The 16,633-nt window shown below is 61.3% G+C and carries 13 protein-coding genes and 7 tRNA genes; 16 read left to right on the top strand and 4 right to left on the bottom strand.

The annotated features are described in order from the left end of the window. The first annotated feature begins 6 nt into the window (after positions 1-6). From OGV19_RS16360 to OGV19_RS16350, 3 genes are all read left to right on the top strand, one after another. A complete protein-coding gene (locus tag OGV19_RS16360; RefSeq protein WP_264309704.1) occupies positions 7-1,338 on the top strand; it encodes an NAD(P)/FAD-dependent oxidoreductase in 1,332 nt (443 codons plus the stop codon). A 25-nt stretch (positions 1,339-1,363) separates the two neighbouring features. Next, complete coding sequence (locus OGV19_RS16355) at positions 1,364-2,320, top strand: LysR substrate-binding domain-containing protein (protein WP_264309703.1); 957 nt, start codon at positions 1,364-1,366, stop codon at positions 2,318-2,320. Positions 2,321-2,445: 125 nt separating this feature from the next. Beyond that, the gene (locus OGV19_RS16350; protein ID WP_264309702.1) at positions 2,446-3,777 is read left to right on the top strand and encodes an OprD family porin; all 1,332 of its coding nucleotides are present in this window, start codon (positions 2,446-2,448) and stop codon (positions 3,775-3,777) included. 100 nt (positions 3,778-3,877) lie between these two features. Here the strand turns inward: OGV19_RS16350 and OGV19_RS16345 are convergent. Together OGV19_RS16345 and OGV19_RS16340 are read right to left on the bottom strand one after the other, a co-directional pair. Continuing rightward, positions 3,878-3,953: transfer RNA gene (locus OGV19_RS16345), tRNA-Asn, on the bottom strand. Positions 3,954-4,026: 73 nt separating this feature from the next. After that, positions 4,027-5,223, bottom strand: coding sequence for an amino acid aminotransferase (locus OGV19_RS16340; RefSeq protein ID WP_264309701.1), 1,197 nt, complete (start codon positions 5,221-5,223; stop codon positions 4,027-4,029). A 287-nt stretch (positions 5,224-5,510) separates the two neighbouring features. On the opposite strand from OGV19_RS16340, the gene uvrB reads away from it, so the two are divergent. After that, positions 5,511-7,526 carry an excinuclease ABC subunit UvrB gene (uvrB, locus tag OGV19_RS16335; protein WP_264309700.1) on the top strand — a complete coding sequence of 672 codons (2,016 nt, stop codon included), beginning with the start codon at positions 5,511-5,513 and terminating at the stop codon, positions 7,524-7,526. Positions 7,527-7,662: 136 nt separating this feature from the next. On the opposite strand, the gene OGV19_RS16330 is transcribed toward uvrB, so the two are convergent. Both OGV19_RS16330 and OGV19_RS16325 read right to left on the bottom strand, forming a co-directional pair. Next, on the bottom strand, positions 7,663-9,153 hold the full coding sequence (locus OGV19_RS16330; protein WP_264313957.1) for an MDR family MFS transporter: 1,491 nt from the start codon (positions 9,151-9,153) through the stop codon (positions 7,663-7,665). Between the two features lie 49 nt (positions 9,154-9,202). After that, positions 9,203-10,258 (bottom strand): HlyD family secretion protein, encoded by a 1,056-nt coding sequence (locus OGV19_RS16325; RefSeq protein WP_264309699.1) that lies wholly within the window; start codon positions 10,256-10,258, stop codon positions 9,203-9,205. A gap of 143 nt (positions 10,259-10,401) precedes the next feature. On the opposite strand from OGV19_RS16325, the gene gltX reads away from it, so the two are divergent. The 12 genes from gltX (at position 10,402) to OGV19_RS16265 (ending at position 16,597) form a co-directional block, all read left to right on the top strand. After that, positions 10,402-11,883, top strand: coding sequence for a glutamate--tRNA ligase (gene gltX / locus OGV19_RS16320; protein WP_264309698.1), 1,482 nt, complete (start codon positions 10,402-10,404; stop codon positions 11,881-11,883). Between the two features lie 213 nt (positions 11,884-12,096). Continuing rightward, positions 12,097-12,172: transfer RNA gene (locus OGV19_RS16315), tRNA-Ala, on the top strand. A gap of 72 nt (positions 12,173-12,244) precedes the next feature. Beyond that, positions 12,245-12,320 (top strand) — tRNA-Glu (locus OGV19_RS16310). Between the two features lie 53 nt (positions 12,321-12,373). Further along, positions 12,374-12,449 (top strand) — tRNA-Ala (locus OGV19_RS16305). A gap of 42 nt (positions 12,450-12,491) precedes the next feature. Further along, a tRNA-Glu gene (locus OGV19_RS16300) sits at positions 12,492-12,567 on the top strand. Positions 12,568-12,632: 65 nt separating this feature from the next. Continuing rightward, a tRNA-Ala gene (locus OGV19_RS16295) sits at positions 12,633-12,708 on the top strand. Positions 12,709-12,750: 42 nt separating this feature from the next. Then, a tRNA-Glu gene (locus OGV19_RS16290) sits at positions 12,751-12,826 on the top strand. A gap of 163 nt (positions 12,827-12,989) precedes the next feature. After that, entirely contained in the window at positions 12,990-13,529 is a 540-nt protein-coding gene (locus OGV19_RS16285) for a TetR/AcrR family transcriptional regulator (RefSeq protein ID WP_264309697.1), read from the top strand. Positions 13,530-13,552: 23 nt separating this feature from the next. Continuing rightward, complete coding sequence (locus OGV19_RS16280; protein ID WP_264309696.1) at positions 13,553-14,386, top strand: alpha/beta fold hydrolase; 834 nt, start codon at positions 13,553-13,555, stop codon at positions 14,384-14,386. A 126-nt stretch (positions 14,387-14,512) separates the two neighbouring features. Beyond that, complete coding sequence (locus OGV19_RS16275; protein WP_264309695.1) at positions 14,513-14,947, top strand: acyl-CoA thioesterase; 435 nt, start codon at positions 14,513-14,515, stop codon at positions 14,945-14,947. A gap of 51 nt (positions 14,948-14,998) precedes the next feature. After that, entirely contained in the window at positions 14,999-15,970 is a 972-nt protein-coding gene (locus OGV19_RS16270; RefSeq protein ID WP_264309694.1) for a tRNA dihydrouridine synthase, read from the top strand. Positions 15,971-16,153: 183 nt separating this feature from the next. After that, entirely contained in the window at positions 16,154-16,597 is a 444-nt protein-coding gene (locus OGV19_RS16265) for an Hsp20 family protein (RefSeq protein WP_264309693.1), read from the top strand. Positions 16,598-16,633: the final 36 nt, after the last annotated feature.

Genomic DNA, 16,633 nt, shown 5'->3' with positions numbered 1-16,633 from the left:
CGAATCATGGATGCAGTGCAGATGGACATAAAACTCAGGCCTCACGATGACCGCACCAACGGCTGGTCGGCGATTCTTCCAGCGCGGCGTGCGCATGCGACCCTGCGTCAGCGGGTGGACGCCGACTGGCTGATCATTGGCGCCGGTTACGCCGGGCTCGCCGCTGCCCGGCGGCTGGCGCACAACCGACCGAACGACAGCATCGTGGTGCTTGAGGCGGGCGAGGCGGGGGATAATGCGTCCGGACGTAACTCCGGATTCGCCATCGATGTGCCGCACAACGTCGGGAGCTCCGTTGCCGAACTGGAAAAGGCTGGCAACTACAAGCGCCTGATGAAAGCGGGTATCGCCAGCCTCGACGAGATCGTCAAGGCGCACAACATCCAGTGCGACTGGAGCGTGAAGGGCAAGTATCACTGCGCCGCCGCGCCGCAGTTGGCCGAGACGTTGCTCAGGCATCATGCCCACGAACTGCAGTCGCTTGGTGAACCTTACGAATGGCTGGAGCAGCCGGCCCTTGCCAAGCGCCTGGGTACTTCATTTTTCCATGCCGGGATCTACACGCCGGGCTGCATCTTGCTCAACCCTTCGGCGTTGACCCGCGGGCTGGCGGATTGCTTGCCGGAAAATGTCTCGGTCTTCGAGAACAGTGCAGTCACTCGTTTGGACTGTGGCCGGATGATTTATGCCAGCACCGACCAAGGTTCGGTCAGCGCACGCAAGCTGATCCTTGCCAACAATGGGAGTGCCTCGCAGTTCCCAGGCTTCGAACGGCAAATGTTCAACGTCGCCTCCTATGGCACCCTGACCCGGCCATTGACGCCGGAGCAGCGTGCGCGAATAGGCGATGTCGAAGAGTGGGGCGTGACACCCGCGAATGCGGTCAGCGGCGCGACCATGCGCTATACCCGCGATCACCGCATCCTGATCCGTCAGCAGTTCGATTTCACCCCGACCCTGGCAGTCAATGAGAGCACGCGCTCGCGGGTACGCGAACAACACAGGGCGGTGTTCCTGACGCGTTTCCCTGACCTCATGGACGTGGCTGCGGAGCACTTCTGGATGGGCTTTTTCAGCATTACGCGCAATGGCGCGCCGCGGTGGGGCAAAATTGACGATAATGTTTTTGCGGCGGTGGGGTGCAACGGCGTCGGTATTGCCAAGCAGACCATTGCTGGCCTAACGCTGGCCGACTTCGCCTGCGGCGTGGAGAACGCGTTGATAGCCGATATGCAGGACCTGGGCGAACCGCAAAAATTGCCGCCCAGACCCTTGCTGGATATCGGCGTTAAAGCGTACCTGGCCAAGGAGCGATGGGTCGGGAGGCACGAATACTAGACAGGCGATTTTCCTCAGGATGGCCATGGGCAATTCACGAAAACGACTTCCTCCGCTGCAGAACCTTGAAGCGTTCGAATCCTCCGCGAGGCATCTGAGTTTTACCAAGGCGGCGGAGGAGGTAAACCTGTCGCAAAGTGCGGTCAGCCGTCAGATCAAGCATCTGGAAGAGTGCATGGACGTGCAGTTGTTCACTCGCACGCACAAGACCCTCAACCTGACCAAGGCCGGCAGGACGTTGCTGGGCGGTATTGAGCGAAGCCTGTCGGAGCTGCGCCGCACGCTGGATACCATCGAGAACGACAGAAGCCCCACCGTCACCATCAGTTCCAGTATGGCGATCGCCAGTTTCTGGTTGCTGCCTGGGATCGCTGAGTTCAAGGACCAGCATCCGGATATTCGGGTCCGAGTGATTGCCGGTGACGGTGAGGATTATGCCGCGGTCCAAAACAATGAAACGGACTTCACGATACTCTACGACCAGGGACAGCGGAGCGGTTATGTGTCCGCTGGCCTGTTCGAGGAAGTGATCTTTCCCGCCTGTACTCCGCACTATCTGAAAGGCCGCAGCATCGGCAGTATCGAAGACCTTTCCCGGGAAAAGCTGATCGATTTCGAGGTCAAGCACCTGCGAACAGTCAAGGGCTGGCCGGACTGGTTCAGCCGCGCGGGTTGCGAAACCGGCGGCATCAATTACACCATCTCGGTGTCCAACTATGACCTCGCCTGTCGTGCGGCCCTGGCCGGGCAGGGCGTGGTGCTGATGTGGGCCTACGTTGCGCCGTTGGTGGAGTTCAGCAACGGTACGCTGTTGCGACCGGTCGCTGACGTGGTCAATACCGGGCACGTCGAGCATCTCGTTTATGCCAGGGCGTTGGAGAATTCTCGCCCGCACATGGTGTTCAAGGACTGGATCCTCGGCTACGCAAAGCGCACCAATGAGGCGACCCAAAGCCTTCTAGGGCTGGCCTCGGGCAGCTGATTGTCGCGCTTACTCCAGCATGCAGATAGCGCATGCAATGCACTGAAAATGATCGTTTGTCCGGCTTTGGCCGACAAAGCAACACTTGCGCCTCCTCATACAAAAACAATTAGAGGTTGGCCAACGTGTCCCATCCTGTTCGTACTCCACGCCTGCTTCATGCATGCACCCTGATGCTGTTCAGCCTGCCCCTGATGGCCGCCGCCGATACCGCGCGGCAGCAGGGTTTTTTTGACGGCAGTTCGCTGCAACTGATCAACCGCAACTTCTACTTCAACCGGGATTTTCGCAGCCGCGGCGATGGCGTTTTCAACGTGCGCCAGCAGAGCTATCGCGAAGAGTGGGCACAGGGTTTCCAGGCTTTTTTCAACTCCGGCTACACCTCGGGGACAGTTGGTATCGGCTTTGATGCCCACGCCATGCTAGGGCTGAAGCTCGACAGTGGCGGGGGAACCTCAGGTACCAATCTGCTGCCTTTGGACAGCCAGCGCCGCGCCGAGGATGACTACTCCGCAGGTGGCGGGGCGCTGAAGCTGCGAGCGTTCGATACCGAGTTGAAAGTGGGCGATCTGTTTCCCATTACACCGGTGTTCCAGCGCGGTGATGGGCGTCTGCTGCCACAGAGTTTTCGTGGCGTCTCGCTGCAGAACACGTCCATCGATGGCCTGACCCTGCAAGGCGGCCATCTGCATGCGGCGCGCAACAAAGCCAGCAGTAATCATGACGACGAGATGACCACGGAATACGGCGGTACCCGCTACGGTTCCGCCAGCTACTTGGGCGGCGATTACAGCTTCGCTGGCGGCACGCTGCTAAGTGTGTACCAGGCTCGTTTCGAGGATGTCTGGGACCAGACCTATATCAATCTTGGCAAGACCTTCAGCCTCGATGAAGACAAGTCCCTGGCGCTGGGTGCCAATCTTTATAGCACCCGCGATCAGGGCAGTGCCCGGGCGGGGGAGATCCATACCGACAGTTGGAGCAGCTTTGCCCGCCTGCGTGTCGGCGCGCATTCGATGATGCTGGCGCACCAGCGTATCAAGGGTGGCCAGCCCTTCGATTACCTTGGCGATGGCGATTCCATTTACCTCGCCAACTCGGTGCTCTATTCCGATTTCAACTCACCTAACGAGCGCTCCTGGCAACTGCGATACGACTTCGACCTCGCCGCCTTCGGCTTCCCAGGCTTAAACTTCATGACCCGTTACGTGCGTGGCTCCGGCATCGACAACACTAAGGTCGACCCCACGGGGGCCTATGCCTACTACGCACCGTTGGGTGATGGGGGCAAGCACTGGGAGCGCGATATCCAGTTGCAGTATTTGATCCAGAGCGGTCCGGCCAAGAACCTTTCCTTTACGGTTCAACAAACCATCCACCGCGCTAATTCTGCTCAGGCTGATGGCGATGTGGATCAAGTGCGGATCATTACTAATTACCCGCTAGAGCTCTTCTGATCAGGGCAGGAAGGGATATGAACTGGCGCAACGAAAAAACCCGCCAGAAGGCGGGTTTTCGGGGGGCAGAGATTTTGAAAGCCTTCTCTGGAACCTTATTTGGCTCCGCGACCTGGACTCGAACCAGGGACCCAATGATTAACAGTCATTTGCTCTACCGACTGAGCTATCGCGGAATCTGCACGTATCTTACTGATCACCAGGGGGAAGTCAACCCGCCCCCTGATAAATCAGAATCGAATCAAGCAGTTACAGCACTTCCACGATGGCCTTGGTGACCACGTGGATGTTGCTCTGGTTCAGCGCGGCAACCGCGATGCGGCCAGTGTCCAGCGCATAGATGCCGAACTCGTTCTTCAGGCGTGCCACTTGCTCGACGGTCAGGCCCGAGTAAGAGAACATGCCAACCTGGCGGCCAACGAAGCTGAAGTCGCGCTTGGCACCATAGGTGGCCAGCAGCTCGACCATCTGCTTGCGCATGCCATGGATGCGCTGGCGCATTTCGCCAAGCTCGGCTTCCCACATCTGGCGCAGCTCGTCGTTGTTGAGCACGGTGGCGACGATGGTCGCGCCATGGGTCGGCGGGTTGGAGTAGGTGGTGCGGATCACGCGCTTGACCTGGGACAGCACGCGGGTGCTTTCGTCCTTGGAGCCGGTCACGATCGACAGTGCGCCAACGCGCTCGCCATACAGCGAGAACGACTTGGAGAACGAGCTGGAGACGAAGAAGTCCAGGCCCGATTCGGCGAACAGGCGCACGGCGAAGGCGTCTTCGGCGATGCCGTCACCAAAGCCCTGGTAAGCCATGTCGAGGAATGGCACGTGGCCTTTGGCCTTGACCACTTCCAGGACGTTTTTCCAGTCGTCCAGGGTCAGGTCGACACCGGTCGGGTTGTGGCAGCAGGCGTGCAGCACGACGATGGAACCGGACGGCAGGGCGTTCAGGTCTTCGAGCATGCCGGCGCGGTTTACGCCGTTGCTTGGTGCGTCGTAGTAGCGGTAGTTCTGTACCGGGAAGCCAGCGGTCTCGAACAGGGCGCGATGGTTTTCCCAGCTTGGGTCGCTGATGGCCACCACGGCGTTGGGCGACAGGCGCTTGAGGAAGTCGGCGCCAATCTTCAGCGCGCCGGTGCCGCCTACGGCTTGCACGGTGACAACACGGCCAGCGGCCAGCAGTGGCGACTCGGCGCCGAACAGCAGTTTTTGCACGGCCTGGTCGTAGGTGGCGATGCCGTCGATCGGCAAGTAGCCGCGCGAGGCGTGCTGTGCGGCACGCTGGGTCTCGGCTTCGATCACGGCGCGCAGCAGCGGAATGCGGCCATCCTCATTGCAGTAGACGCCCACGCCCAGGTTGACCTTGTCGGTACGTGGATCGGCGTTGAATGCTTCGTTGAGGCCCAGAATAGGGTCGCGGGGTGCCAGCTCGACAGCGGAAAACAGGCTCATTGTTACCTTGGCTCTGAATGGAGAGTGATAGGACGTACACGCTCCAGCCGAATGCACTGAAGCGGTGCACAAACGGGGAGTCAGTATAGTGATACCGACCGGTCACTGCGACACTCTGGCGCAGCTTTTCCCGCCATTTGCGCAAATATTTTTTGACCATTGGTCTTTTTGCCGGGTCCACAGCAATAAGCGTTCACACCTGGGGCTTGAAACCGGCCCCGAATGCGCGCATTTGGGTATAGACTACTGGCTAAATTTACAGTTGCTGCGACACCGCGAGGTTCCTCATGTCCGAGTTCCAGCTCGTCACCCGTTTCCAGCCGGCCGGCGATCAGCCCGAAGCCATTCGCCAACTGGTCGAAGGCATCGAGGCGGGGTTGTCGCACCAGACGCTGCTCGGGGTGACCGGGTCGGGCAAGACCTTCAGCATCGCCAACGTCATCCAGCAGGTGCAGCGCCCGACCCTGGTGCTGGCGCCGAACAAGACCCTGGCTGCGCAGTTGTATGGCGAGTTCAAGGCGTTTTTCCCCAACAACGCGGTCGAGTACTTCGTTTCCTACTACGACTACTACCAGCCCGAGGCCTATGTGCCGTCGTCCGACACCTTCATCGAGAAGGACGCGTCGATCAACGACCACATCGAGCAGATGCGCCTGTCGGCAACCAAGGCCTTGCTGGAGCGGCGCGACGCGATCATCGTCACCACGGTGTCATGCATCTACGGCCTGGGCAGCCCCGAGACCTACCTGAAGATGGTCCTGCACGTCGACCGCGGCGACAAGCTCGACCAGCGTGCCTTGCTGCGCCGTCTGGCCGACCTGCAGTACACCCGCAACGAGATGGATTTCGCCCGCGCCACCTTCCGCGTGCGGGGCGACGTGATCGACGTGTTCCCGGCTGAATCCGACCTTGAAGCCATCCGTATCGAGCTCTTCGATGACGAAGTGGAGAACATCGCCGCCTTCGACCCGCTCACCGGCGAGGTCTTTCGCAAGCTGCCGCGTTTCACCTTCTACCCCAAGAGCCACTACGTCACCCCGCGCGAGACGCTGCTCGAGGCCGTCGAAGGCATTAAGGAAGAACTTAAAGACCGCCTCGAATACCTGCACAAGAACAACAAGCTGGTGGAGGCACAGCGGCTTGAGCAACGTACCCGCTTCGACCTGGAGATGATCCTCGAGCTGGGTTACTGCAACGGCATCGAAAACTACTCTCGTTATTTGTCCGGGCGCCCGGCTGGCGCACCGCCGCCCACCCTCTACGATTACCTGCCGGCAAATGCGCTGCTGGTGATTGACGAGTCGCACGTCAGCGTTCCCCAGGTTGGCGCCATGTACAAGGGCGACCGCTCGCGCAAGGAAACGCTGGTCGAATATGGCTTCCGCATGCCCTCGGCGCTGGACAACCGGCCGATGCGTTTCGATGAGTGGGAGTCAGTCAGCCCGCAGACCATATTTGTTTCTGCAACCCCCGGCCCGTATGAAGCCGAGCATGCCGGGCGGGTGGTCGAGCAGGTGGTGCGGCCGACCGGCCTGGTCGACCCGCAAGTGGAGATCCGCCCCGCGCTGACCCAGGTCGACGATTTGCTGTCGGAAATCCGCAAGCGTGTCGATGCCGGCGAGCGGGTATTGGCTACCACGCTGACCAAGCGCATGGCCGAGGACCTTAGCGATTACCTGGCCGATCACGATGTGCGGGTGCGTTACCTGCACTCGGACATCGACACGGTCGAACGGGTGGAAATCATCCGCGACCTGCGTTTGGGTACCTTCGATGTGCTGGTAGGCATCAACCTGCTGCGTGAGGGGTTGGACATGCCCGAGGTGTCGCTGGTGGCGATTCTCGATGCCGACAAGGAAGGCTTCCTGCGTTCCGAGCGCTCGCTGATCCAGACCATTGGCCGAGCGGCGCGTAACCTCAATGGCCGCGCCATCCTGTACGCCGATCAGATGACCGGTTCCATGCAGCGGGCCATCGACGAGACCGAGCGGCGCCGGGAGAAGCAGATTGCCTTCAACCTGGCCAACGGTATCGTGCCTAAAGGCGTGGTCAAGGACATCACCGACATCATGGAAGGCGCCACTGTGCCTGGCTCGCGTAGCAAGAAGCGCAAAGGCATGGCCAAGGCTGCAGAAGAGAGCGCCCGTTACGAAGCGGAGCTGCGCACGCCGGGCGAGATCACCAAGCGTATCAAGCAGCTGGAAGAGAAGATGATGCAGTTTGCCCGGGACCTGGAGTTCGAGGCGGCGGCGCAGATGCGCGACGAGATTACCCAGTTGCGCGAGCGGCTGATTACCAGTTGATCCGTTGCTGCCTGTACCGGCCTCTTCGCGGGGCAAGCCCGCTCCCACAGGAATACCACTGGCCTCTGAGCGGTGGTATTCCTGTGGGAGCGGGCTTGCCCCGCGAAGAGGCCGGTACAGGCAACAAACAATCAGCTCAATGAGCCTCTCCAGCCTTCAACCCCTCTGGCAGCTTGCGCGTCAACAGCACCGCCACCATGCTCACCGCCAACCCAATCCCGACAAAATGGAAGGCATCGTTGTACGCCATGATCTGCGCCTGTTGATGGGTAATCTCGCTTAGCTTGCCAAGCGCCGCAGCCTCGCTGCCCAGTCGCTCCGCCAACTGCGCCAGGCGCTCTGCCACTTGTGGATTGCTGGGTACCACTGATTCGCGCAGGTAGTCGAAGTACACCTTGGTGCGGGCGTCCAGCAAGGTGGCAAGCAAGGCAATGCCGATTGCACCCCCCAGGTTGCGCAGGATGTTGAACAGGCTTGACGCCGACCCGGCATCCTGCTGCTGAATGTAGGCGGTGGCGATCAGTGAAATGGTCACCATGATCATCGGTTGCCCCAGCGCCCGAATGATCTGGATGTGGTTGAACTGCGGCCCCGCAAAGTCCGGGTTAAGCACCCCCGATCCAAAGCTGGCGGCACCGAACAGGCAGAAACCGACGGCGCACAGTATCTTCGGCGAGACTACCTTCATCAGTTGTGGCACCAAAGGAATCAGAAACAGCTGCGGCACGCCCATCCACATGATCACTTCGCCGATCTGCAAGGCGTTGTAGCCCTGGATCTGCGCCAGGTACAGCGGCAACAAGTAGATCGAACCGTACAACCCGACCCCCATGCCCAGGCTGGCGATGCTCGACAGCCCGAAGTTGCGATTGCCCAGGATGCGCAGGTTGATCAAAGGGTGCGGCTTGGAAAACTGCAGGATGACGAAGGTGATCAAGCTGATCAGGGCGACCGTGCCCAGGCTGACGATCAGGTTCGATTCCAGCCAATCCTTGCGATGGCCCTCTTCGAGAAAGACCTGCAGGCAGCCCAGGCCCAGGCCGAGCGTGACGATGCCAGCATAGTCGGTGCTCTTCAGCAGTTCCCAGTGCGCTTGCTTTTTTTCCAGCCCGTACAGCAGGCCCGCAATCATCACCAAGCCTGGCGGGATGTTGATGTAGAAGATGTATTCCCAGCCCCAGTTCTCGGTCAGCCAGCCACCCAAGGTGGGGCCGATCGAAGGCGCGAAGGTGGCGGTCATGGCGAACATGGCCATGCCCTTGGCGCGGTGGTGTTCGGGCAGTTTGATCAAGGTCAGGGTGAAGGCCAGAGGGATAAGGGCGCCGCCGGTAAAGCCCTGCAAGGCGCGGAACATGATCATGCTCTCCAGGTTCCAGGCCATCGAGCAAAGCAGCGACGACAGCAGGAAACCGGCCGAAACCCACACGGCCAGGCGTCGAGCCGACAGCAGCTGCACCAGCCAGGCGGTCAGCGGGATCATGATGATTTCCGCAACCAGATAGGACGTGGAGATCCACGAGCCTTCTTCCAGGGTCGCGGAAAGCGCGCCCTGGATGTCCTTGAGCGAGGAGTTGGTGATCTGGATGTCCAGCACGGCCATGAAGGCGCCGAGCATCACGCTCATCACCGCAATCCAGTCGCGACGGCTCGGCTCGGCGATGGGCCTGAGCAGTTGATCACCGGCCATTGCGGCCATCATCTTCGGCGCGGATATCGACGGTGGCGGTGACCGACATGCCGGGGCGTATGCGGCCACGCAACGGGTTGTCGGCGCTGAAGGTCAGCTTCACTGGGATGCGCTGCACCACCTTGGTGAAGTTGCCCGTGGCGTTGTCCGGTGGCAGCAGGCTGAACTGGGCGCCGGAGGCTGCGAACAAGCTGTTGACCCTGCCTTCGATGGGGGTGTCCGGGTAGCTGTCGAACAGCAGCTCGGCGCGCTGACCGGGTTGCATGCGGCCAATCTGGGTTTCTTTGAAGTTGGCCTGCACCCAGATGTCTTCGTCGGGCACGATCGACAGCAGGTAGGCGCCGGCCTGCACCACTTGGCCATTGCGCGCATTGCGCTGGCCGATGGTGCCGCTGATCGGCGCGCGGATCTCGCAGCGGGTCAGGTTCAGTTCGGCCTGGGCAAGGTCCGCACGGGCATTGGCGATCTGCGCATCGAGGCGCTTGAGCTCGGCGGCAAGCGCATTGACCTGCTGGCGCTGGCTTTGCAGGTCGGCACGGGCCTTGTCGACCTGGGAGCTGGCTACGTGGCTTTCCGCCGAAAGGGTAGTCACCCGCTCCTCGGACACGAAGCCAGGCTTGCGCAGGGCCTCTGCGCGGTTCAAGTCCAGGCGTGAGCGGTTGAGCGTGGCTTGGTTGGCAGCGACCTGGGCCTGGCCCGCTGCGATCAGGCTGCCCTGTTGCGTCAGGCGGCTTTCGGCCTGCACGTGTTCGGCTTCACGGGTGGCCAGGGTTGCTCGGGCGCGTTCGACGGCAAGTTGGAAGTCGGCGGCTTCCAGGCGCACCAGCAGTTCGCCTTTGACGACGTGCTGGTTGTCCTGGACCCGTACATCATCGATGCGGGCGCCAAGTTGGCTCGAAATGCGGGTGATTTCGCCTTGAACGTAGGCGTTGTCGGTGCTTTCGTAAAAGCGCCCTTTGAAATACCAGTGGGCCAGGAAGGCGAGGGCGATGGCCGCGACCACGACAAAGAAGATCAGCAGGCGGCGTTTGAGTTGAGCAGGCATGAGGACTATGGTTCCAGAAGTGTAAGCAAATTTAACAGTGACCGACGGCAGTTCGACAAGTGTCGTTCGCGCCATTGCTGGAGCCGGGTGCCTGCTCCCTGCTAACATCCCGCCTTTGTTTCATCTTTCGTTCGAGACCTTCCATGACCACCGTACGCACGCGTATCGCGCCATCGCCCACGGGCGACCCCCATGTTGGCACCGCCTACATCGCCCTGTTCAACTACTGCTTTGCCAAGCAGCACGGCGGTGAGTTCATCCTGCGCATCGAAGATACCGACCAGCTGCGCTCGACCCGCGAGTCGGAACAGCAGATCTTCGACGCCCTGCGCTGGCTTGGCATCGAATGGAACGAAGGCCCGGACGTCGGCGGCCCGCACGGCCCTTACCGGCAGAGCGAGCGTGGCGAGATCTACGCCAAGTACGCCAAGCAGCTGGTGGATGCCGGCCATGCGTTCTACTGCTTCTGCACCGCCGAAGAGCTGGAGCAAATGCGCGCCGAGCAGATGGCCCGTGGCGAGACCCCGCGCTACGACGGCCGTGCGCTGTTGCTGAGCGCCGAAGAAGTGCAGCGCCGCCTGGACGCCGGCGAGCCCCACGTGATCCGCATGAAAGTGCCGAGCGAAGGCATCTGCGTAGTGCCGGACATGCTGCGCGGCGATGTCGAGATCCCGTGGGACCGCATGGACATGCAGGTGCTGATGAAGAACGACGGCCTGCCGACCTACTTCCTGGCCAACGTGGTCGATGACCATCTGATGGGTATCACCCACGTCCTGCGTGGCGAAGAGTGGCTGCCGTCGGCGCCCAAGCTGATCAAGCTGTACGAGTACTTCGGCTGGGAGCAGCCCAAGCTGTGCTACATGCCGCTGCTGCGTAACCCCGACAAGTCCAAGTTGTCCAAGCGCAAGAACCCGACCTCGGTGACGTTCTATGAGCGCATGGGTTTCATGCCCGAGGCGATGCTCAACTACCTCGGCCGCATGGGCTGGTCGATGCCGGACGAGCGCGAGAAGTTCTCCCTGGCCGAAATGGTCGAGCACTTCGACCTGTCGCGCATCTCCCTGGGTGGGCCGATTTTCGACATCGAGAAACTGTCCTGGCTCAATGGCCAGTGGCTGCGTGAGCTGCCGGTCGAAGAATTCGCCGCTCGCCTGCAGAAATGGGCGTTCAACAGCGACTACATGATGAAGATCGCCCCGCACGTTCAGGGCCGGGTCGAAACCTTCAGCCAGGTTGCACCTCTGGGTGGCTTCTTCTTCGAAGGCGCGCTGAAGCTCGATGCCAAGCTGTTCGAGAGCAAGAAGCTGTCTGGCGACCAAGTGCGCCAGGTCATTCAGCTGATCCTGTGGAAGCTCGAAAGCCTGCGTCAGTGGGAGAAGGACCGCATCACCGGTTGCATCCAGGCGGTGGTCGAATCGCTGGAGCTGAAGCTGCGTGACGCCATGCCGCTGATGTTCGCCGCCATTACTGGCCAGGCGAGCTCGGTATCGGTGCTCGATGCCATGGAAATCCTCGGCCCGGACCTGACCCGCTACCGCTTGCGCCAGGCCCTGGACCTGCTGGGTGGTGTGTCGAAGAAAGAAAACAAAGAGTGGGAAAAGCTGCTGGCGAACATCGCCTGACACAGCAACCCATAGCGGTGTAGGGGCAGTCTTATGCTGCTCCTGCAAGGGGTAGGGTGGTAAGTGATTGTTATCTGTGAAAAAACTTTTGAATATTTTCAAAAATTCGTTTGACAGCCGTGCAATCCGATCTTAATATGCGCCCCGTCCACAGCGATGAGCGAAATGAAACGCCAGGCACCCAGCCAGCGATTCTGCTCGGAGCGACATTGTGGGGCTATAGCTCAGCTGGGAGAGCGCCTGCATGGCATGCAGGAGGTCAGCGGTTCGATCCCGCTTAGCTCCACCAAATTCCGCTTAACAGCCAAGGCTGGTAAGCAAGACCGGGTCCAGCAACCGGGTCTTGAAGGTAAGAAGGTTCGTCCCCTTCGTCTAGTGGCCTAGGACACCGCCCTTTCACGGCGGTAACAGGGGTTCGAGTCCCCTAGGGGACGCCAGTTTTACACAAGCGATGTTTCACGATGTCGCTGGGCCGCGAGGCTAAAAATCTGGGGCTATAGCTCAGCTGGGAGAGCGCCTGCATGGCATGCAGGAGGTCAGCGGTTCGATCCCGCTTAGCTCCACCAATTTTGCCGCGGTACGTGAAAACGGACCGGCACGAAGGTTACGTCCCCTTCGTCTAGTGGCCTAGGACACCGCCCTTTCACGGCGGTAACAGGGGTTCGAGTCCCCTAGGGGACGCCACTTTTACCCGCGTTTTGCGGGGCTTAAAGAGGCTCATTCGTATATTGGATGAGCCTTTTGTTTTCGGGGCTATAGCTCAGCTGGGAGAGCGCCTGCATGGCATGCAGGAGGTCAGCGGTTCGATCCCGCTTAGCTCCACCAATTTTGCCGCGGTTTGTGAAAATAAACCGGCACGAAGGTTACGTCCCCTTCGTCTAGTGGCCTAGGACACCGCCCTTTCACGGCGGTAACAGGGGTTCGAGTCCCCTAGGGGACGCCATGTTTACCCGCGTTTTGCGGGACTTTAAAGGCTCATTCGCTTATTGAATGGGCCTTTTGTTTTTCTCCCTTTCTCATTTTTCGGCGCCGACAGGTGGTCGCGAATTTCGCTTGCCAAAAAATATGATGCTTATAATATTACAAGCATCATATTCGAGGTGGCCATGAACGACAAAAAGAGCAAAACCCGCGAACGGATTCTTGAGGCTGCGCGCAATGCCTTGATCCAGCAGGGGCCGGCTGAGCCGAGCGTCAGCCAGGTCATGGGGGCGGCGGGGCTGACCGTGGGGGGGTTCTATGCCCACTTCGAGAGCAAGGACGAACTCATGCTGGAGGCGTTCCGCCAGTTGCTGGGCGAGCGGCGGGCCTTGCTGGCCCAGGTAGACCCCAGCCTGGATGGCGAGGCGCGCCGAGCCTTGGTTTCGGCGTTCTATCTTTCGCGTAAGCACCGCGACGCTGAAGTGCATGCCTGCCCGCTGCCCAACGCCCTTGGCGAAATGCAGCGCCTGCCTGAGGTGTTCCGCGAAGTGTTAGCCGAGCACATCGAGCTGATGACCGCGAAAATGGTCGATCGCCCCGAAGACATCGACAAGGCCCTGGCCGACCTTGCGCTGATGGTTGGCGGCCTGGCCTTGGCGCGTGCCTTGGGTACCGGTGAGCTATCCGACCGTGTGTTGCGTGCCGCCAAGTCGGCGGTTATCTGAGTCCCCACCCCTGGAGCAAGGCGATGACTACCCTGAGCTGGATTCGTGGCGTCAATGGCACCCTGGGCCACCTGGCCCCTGAGCATGTGGCGGGCAAGATGCGCCGCGCCTTCATGACCCCGCGCACACTGCCCCCCAAAGCGTGGGAGTTGCCGCTGCTGGCCAAGGCCGAGCGCATCACCCTGCGTTTTGGGCTTTCGGCATTGCGCTGGGGCAAGGGGCCGACGGTATTGCTGATGCACGGTTGGGAAGGGCGCCCCACCCAGTTTGCCGCGTTGATCGAGACGCTGGTGCAGGCAGGGCATACGGTGGTGTCGCTGGAGGGGCCGGGGCATGGCCGCTCGCCAGGGCATCAGGCGCATGTGGTGCTGTTCGCCCGGGCACTGCTGGAAGCGGCTGCCGAACTGCCGCCGTTGCGTGCGGTGATAGGCCATTCCATGGGTGGGGCGAGTGTGTTGCTGGCGTTGCAGATGGGCTTGCGCGCCGAGGCGGCGGTGAGCATCGCCGCACCTGCCCGCTTGCTCGGCGTGTTGCGCGGCTTTGCCCATCACCTGGGCCTGCCGGCGCGGGCGCGGGCAGCGTTCATTCGCCAGGTAGAGCGGGATGTCGGCATGCAGATCACGCGCCTGGATGTCAGTGGGTACCAACTGGAGCTGCCAGGCTTGGTGGTGCATGCTGCTGACGATGGCCTGGTGGCTGCCGACGAAGCCCATATTATCCACAAGGCCTGGTTCGATAGCCGTTTGATGCTGCTGGAGGAGGGCGGGCACCAGCGGGTGCTGGCCGATCCGCGCCTGAGCGAGGCGGTGCTCGAACTGTTGAGCCGCGCCAGTGCGCCGGCCCGGCAAAGCGCCTGAGCATCCGTTACACTCGCTAGAACCTACAGCCTTGTGCGGTCTCTGTAGGAGCGGCCTCGCGTCGCGAAAGGGGCGCAAAGCGCCCCCAGCAATCTTGAATAATGCCCAATGTTTACAGGAGCGTGCATGAGCTGGGACCTGGCAACACCCTTCGTCATCGACCTGCGCGTCGGCAGCGAGGACATCGACGGCCTCGGCCATGCCAACAACGCCACCTACGTCACGTGGCTCGAACGCTGCGCCTGGCGCCATTCTCAGCGCTTGGGCCTGGACCTCGCCGAATACCGGCGCCTGGACCGGGCCATGGCCGTGGTGCGCCACGAAATCGACTACCTGGCCGCAGGCTATGAAGATGACGAGCTGCAACTGGCGACCTGGATCATCGACTGGGATCAACGCCTGCGCATGACCCGCCGCTTCCAGCTCAAGCGTCCGCGCGATGGCGTGACGCTGCTGCGCGCGCAGACCACCTTCGCCTGTATCGAATTGTCCAGCGGCAAGCCCAAGCGCATGCCTGCGGAGTTCATCGAGGGGTACGGCCAAGCGCTGATCGGTGCCTGAATGGGTGTGGTTTTTTGTTAGACTGCCGCCTTTTCCCGCCGAGACCCACACATGCAAATTGCCCTGGCCCCCATGGAGGGGCTGGTCGACAACATCCTGCGCGACGTCCTGACCCGAGTGGGTGGCATCGATTGGTGCGTCACCGAGTTCATCCGCGTGTGCGACCGGCTGCTGCCGCCTTCCTCGTTCGACAAGCTGGCGCCTGAGTTGCGCCAAGGGGCGCGAACCGCGGCGGGCGTACCGATGCGTGTGCAATTGCTGGGCTCCGACCCGGTCTGCCTGGCCGAAAACGCAGCGCTGGCCTGTGAGCTGGGTGCCCCTGTGATTGATCTGAACTTTGGTTGCCCGGCCAAGACCGTGAACAAGTCGCGCGGCGGCGCGGTGCTGCTCAAAGAGCCGGAGTTGTTGCATGCCATCGTCCGGGAAGTGCGCCGTGCGGTGCCTGCGGACATCCCGGTGACCGCGAAGATGCGCCTGGGCTTCGACAGCCCCGATGGTGCGCTGGAGTGCGCCACGGCCTTGGCCGAAGGGGGTTCTGCGCATCTGGTGGTGCACGCCCGGACCAAGGTCGAGGGGTACAAGCCGCCAGCGCATTGGGAGTGGGTGGCGCGGGTGCAGGATGTGGTCAAGGTCCCGGTGTTCGCCAATGGCGAGATCTGGACCGTGGACGACTGGCGGCGCTGCCGCGAGGTCAGCGGTGCCGAGCACATCATGTTGGGCCGTGGGCTGGTGTCGCGGCCCGATCTGGGCCTGCAGATTGCCGCTGCCCGCGATGGCCGCGCGTATCAGCCCATGAGCTGGGACGATCTGCTGCCGTTGCTGCGCGAGTTCTGGCGCCAGGCACAGGCCAAGCTGTCGCCGCGCTATGCCCCAGGGCGGATGAAACAGTGGCTGGCGATGCTGACCCGGAGCTACCCGGAGGCGGTGGTGCTGTTTGCCGAACTGCGTCGCGAGGATGATTGCGGGCGGATCAGTCGCTTGCTGGGGGTTGAGGTACAGGCGTTCGAGGTTTGTGTTGCCTGAGGTGGCCTCTTCGCGGGCAAGTCGGACCGCCGCACCGCCGCTCCCACAGGGATCATTAAGCGGCTTCAAAAAAAATTCGTGGTCCCTCTTGAAAGCCATTTCACCGGCCATATCTTTTGAGTACGCGATGCCGAAGTCGGGTCGCGGAGTGACTTACTTGCTGAATCTCAGGAGTTTATGACCATGACTACCGCTTTCTCCCTCGCTCCACTGTTCCGTCATTCTGTTGGTTTCGACCGTTTCAACGACCTGTTCGAATCCGCAGCACGCAACGAGGCCGGTAGCAGCTACCCGCCCTACAACGTGGAAAAACATGGCGAAGACCACTATCGCATCGTGGTTGCCGCAGCGGGTTTCCAGGAGCAAGACCTCGACCTGCAGGTCGAAAAAGGCGTCCTGACCGTCTCCGGTGGCAAGCGCGACGGCGGCGCCGCTGAGGTGACCTATCTGCACCAGGGTATTGCCCAGCGCGCTTTCAAACTGTCGTTCCGCCTGGCCGACCATATCGAGGTCAAGGCTGCGGGCCTGGCCAATGGCCTGCTCAGCATCGACCTGCTGCGCATCGTGCCTGAAGAAGCCAAGGCCAAGCGCATCCCGATCAATGGCGACAAGCCAGCGCTGAACTGAGTGTAAGGCTGTAACGAGAAGGGCACCTTCGGGTGC

The organism is Pseudomonas putida, from assembly GCF_025905425.1.
Lineage (GTDB): Bacteria > Pseudomonadota > Gammaproteobacteria > Pseudomonadales > Pseudomonadaceae > Aquipseudomonas > Aquipseudomonas putida_AF.
This window is presented reverse-complemented; position numbering and strand designations above follow the sequence as displayed.

Bases quoted from the DNA above. Each gene is read 5' to 3' on its own strand.
- OGV19_RS16360 (WP_264309704.1), top strand. From the start codon at position 7: ATGGATGCAGTGCAGATGGACATAAAACTCAGGCCTCACGATGACCGC.
- OGV19_RS16355 (WP_264309703.1), top strand. From the start codon at position 1,364: ATGGGCAATTCACGAAAACGACTTCCTCCGCTGCAGAACCTTGAAGCG.
- OGV19_RS16340 (WP_264309701.1), bottom strand. From the start codon at position 5,223: ATGAGCCTGTTTTCCGCTGTCGAGCTGGCACCCCGCGACCCTATTCTG.
- uvrB (WP_264309700.1), top strand. From the start codon at position 5,511: ATGTCCGAGTTCCAGCTCGTCACCCGTTTCCAGCCGGCCGGCGATCAG.
- OGV19_RS16325 (WP_264309699.1), bottom strand. From the start codon at position 10,258: ATGCCTGCTCAACTCAAACGCCGCCTGCTGATCTTCTTTGTCGTGGTC.
- gltX (WP_264309698.1), top strand. From the start codon at position 10,402: ATGACCACCGTACGCACGCGTATCGCGCCATCGCCCACGGGCGACCCC.
- OGV19_RS16285 (WP_264309697.1), top strand. From the start codon at position 12,990: ATGAACGACAAAAAGAGCAAAACCCGCGAACGGATTCTTGAGGCTGCG.
- OGV19_RS16280 (WP_264309696.1), top strand. From the start codon at position 13,553: ATGACTACCCTGAGCTGGATTCGTGGCGTCAATGGCACCCTGGGCCAC.
- OGV19_RS16275 (WP_264309695.1), top strand. From the start codon at position 14,513: ATGAGCTGGGACCTGGCAACACCCTTCGTCATCGACCTGCGCGTCGGC.
- OGV19_RS16270 (WP_264309694.1), top strand. From the start codon at position 14,999: ATGCAAATTGCCCTGGCCCCCATGGAGGGGCTGGTCGACAACATCCTG.
- OGV19_RS16265 (WP_264309693.1), top strand. From the start codon at position 16,154: ATGACTACCGCTTTCTCCCTCGCTCCACTGTTCCGTCATTCTGTTGGT.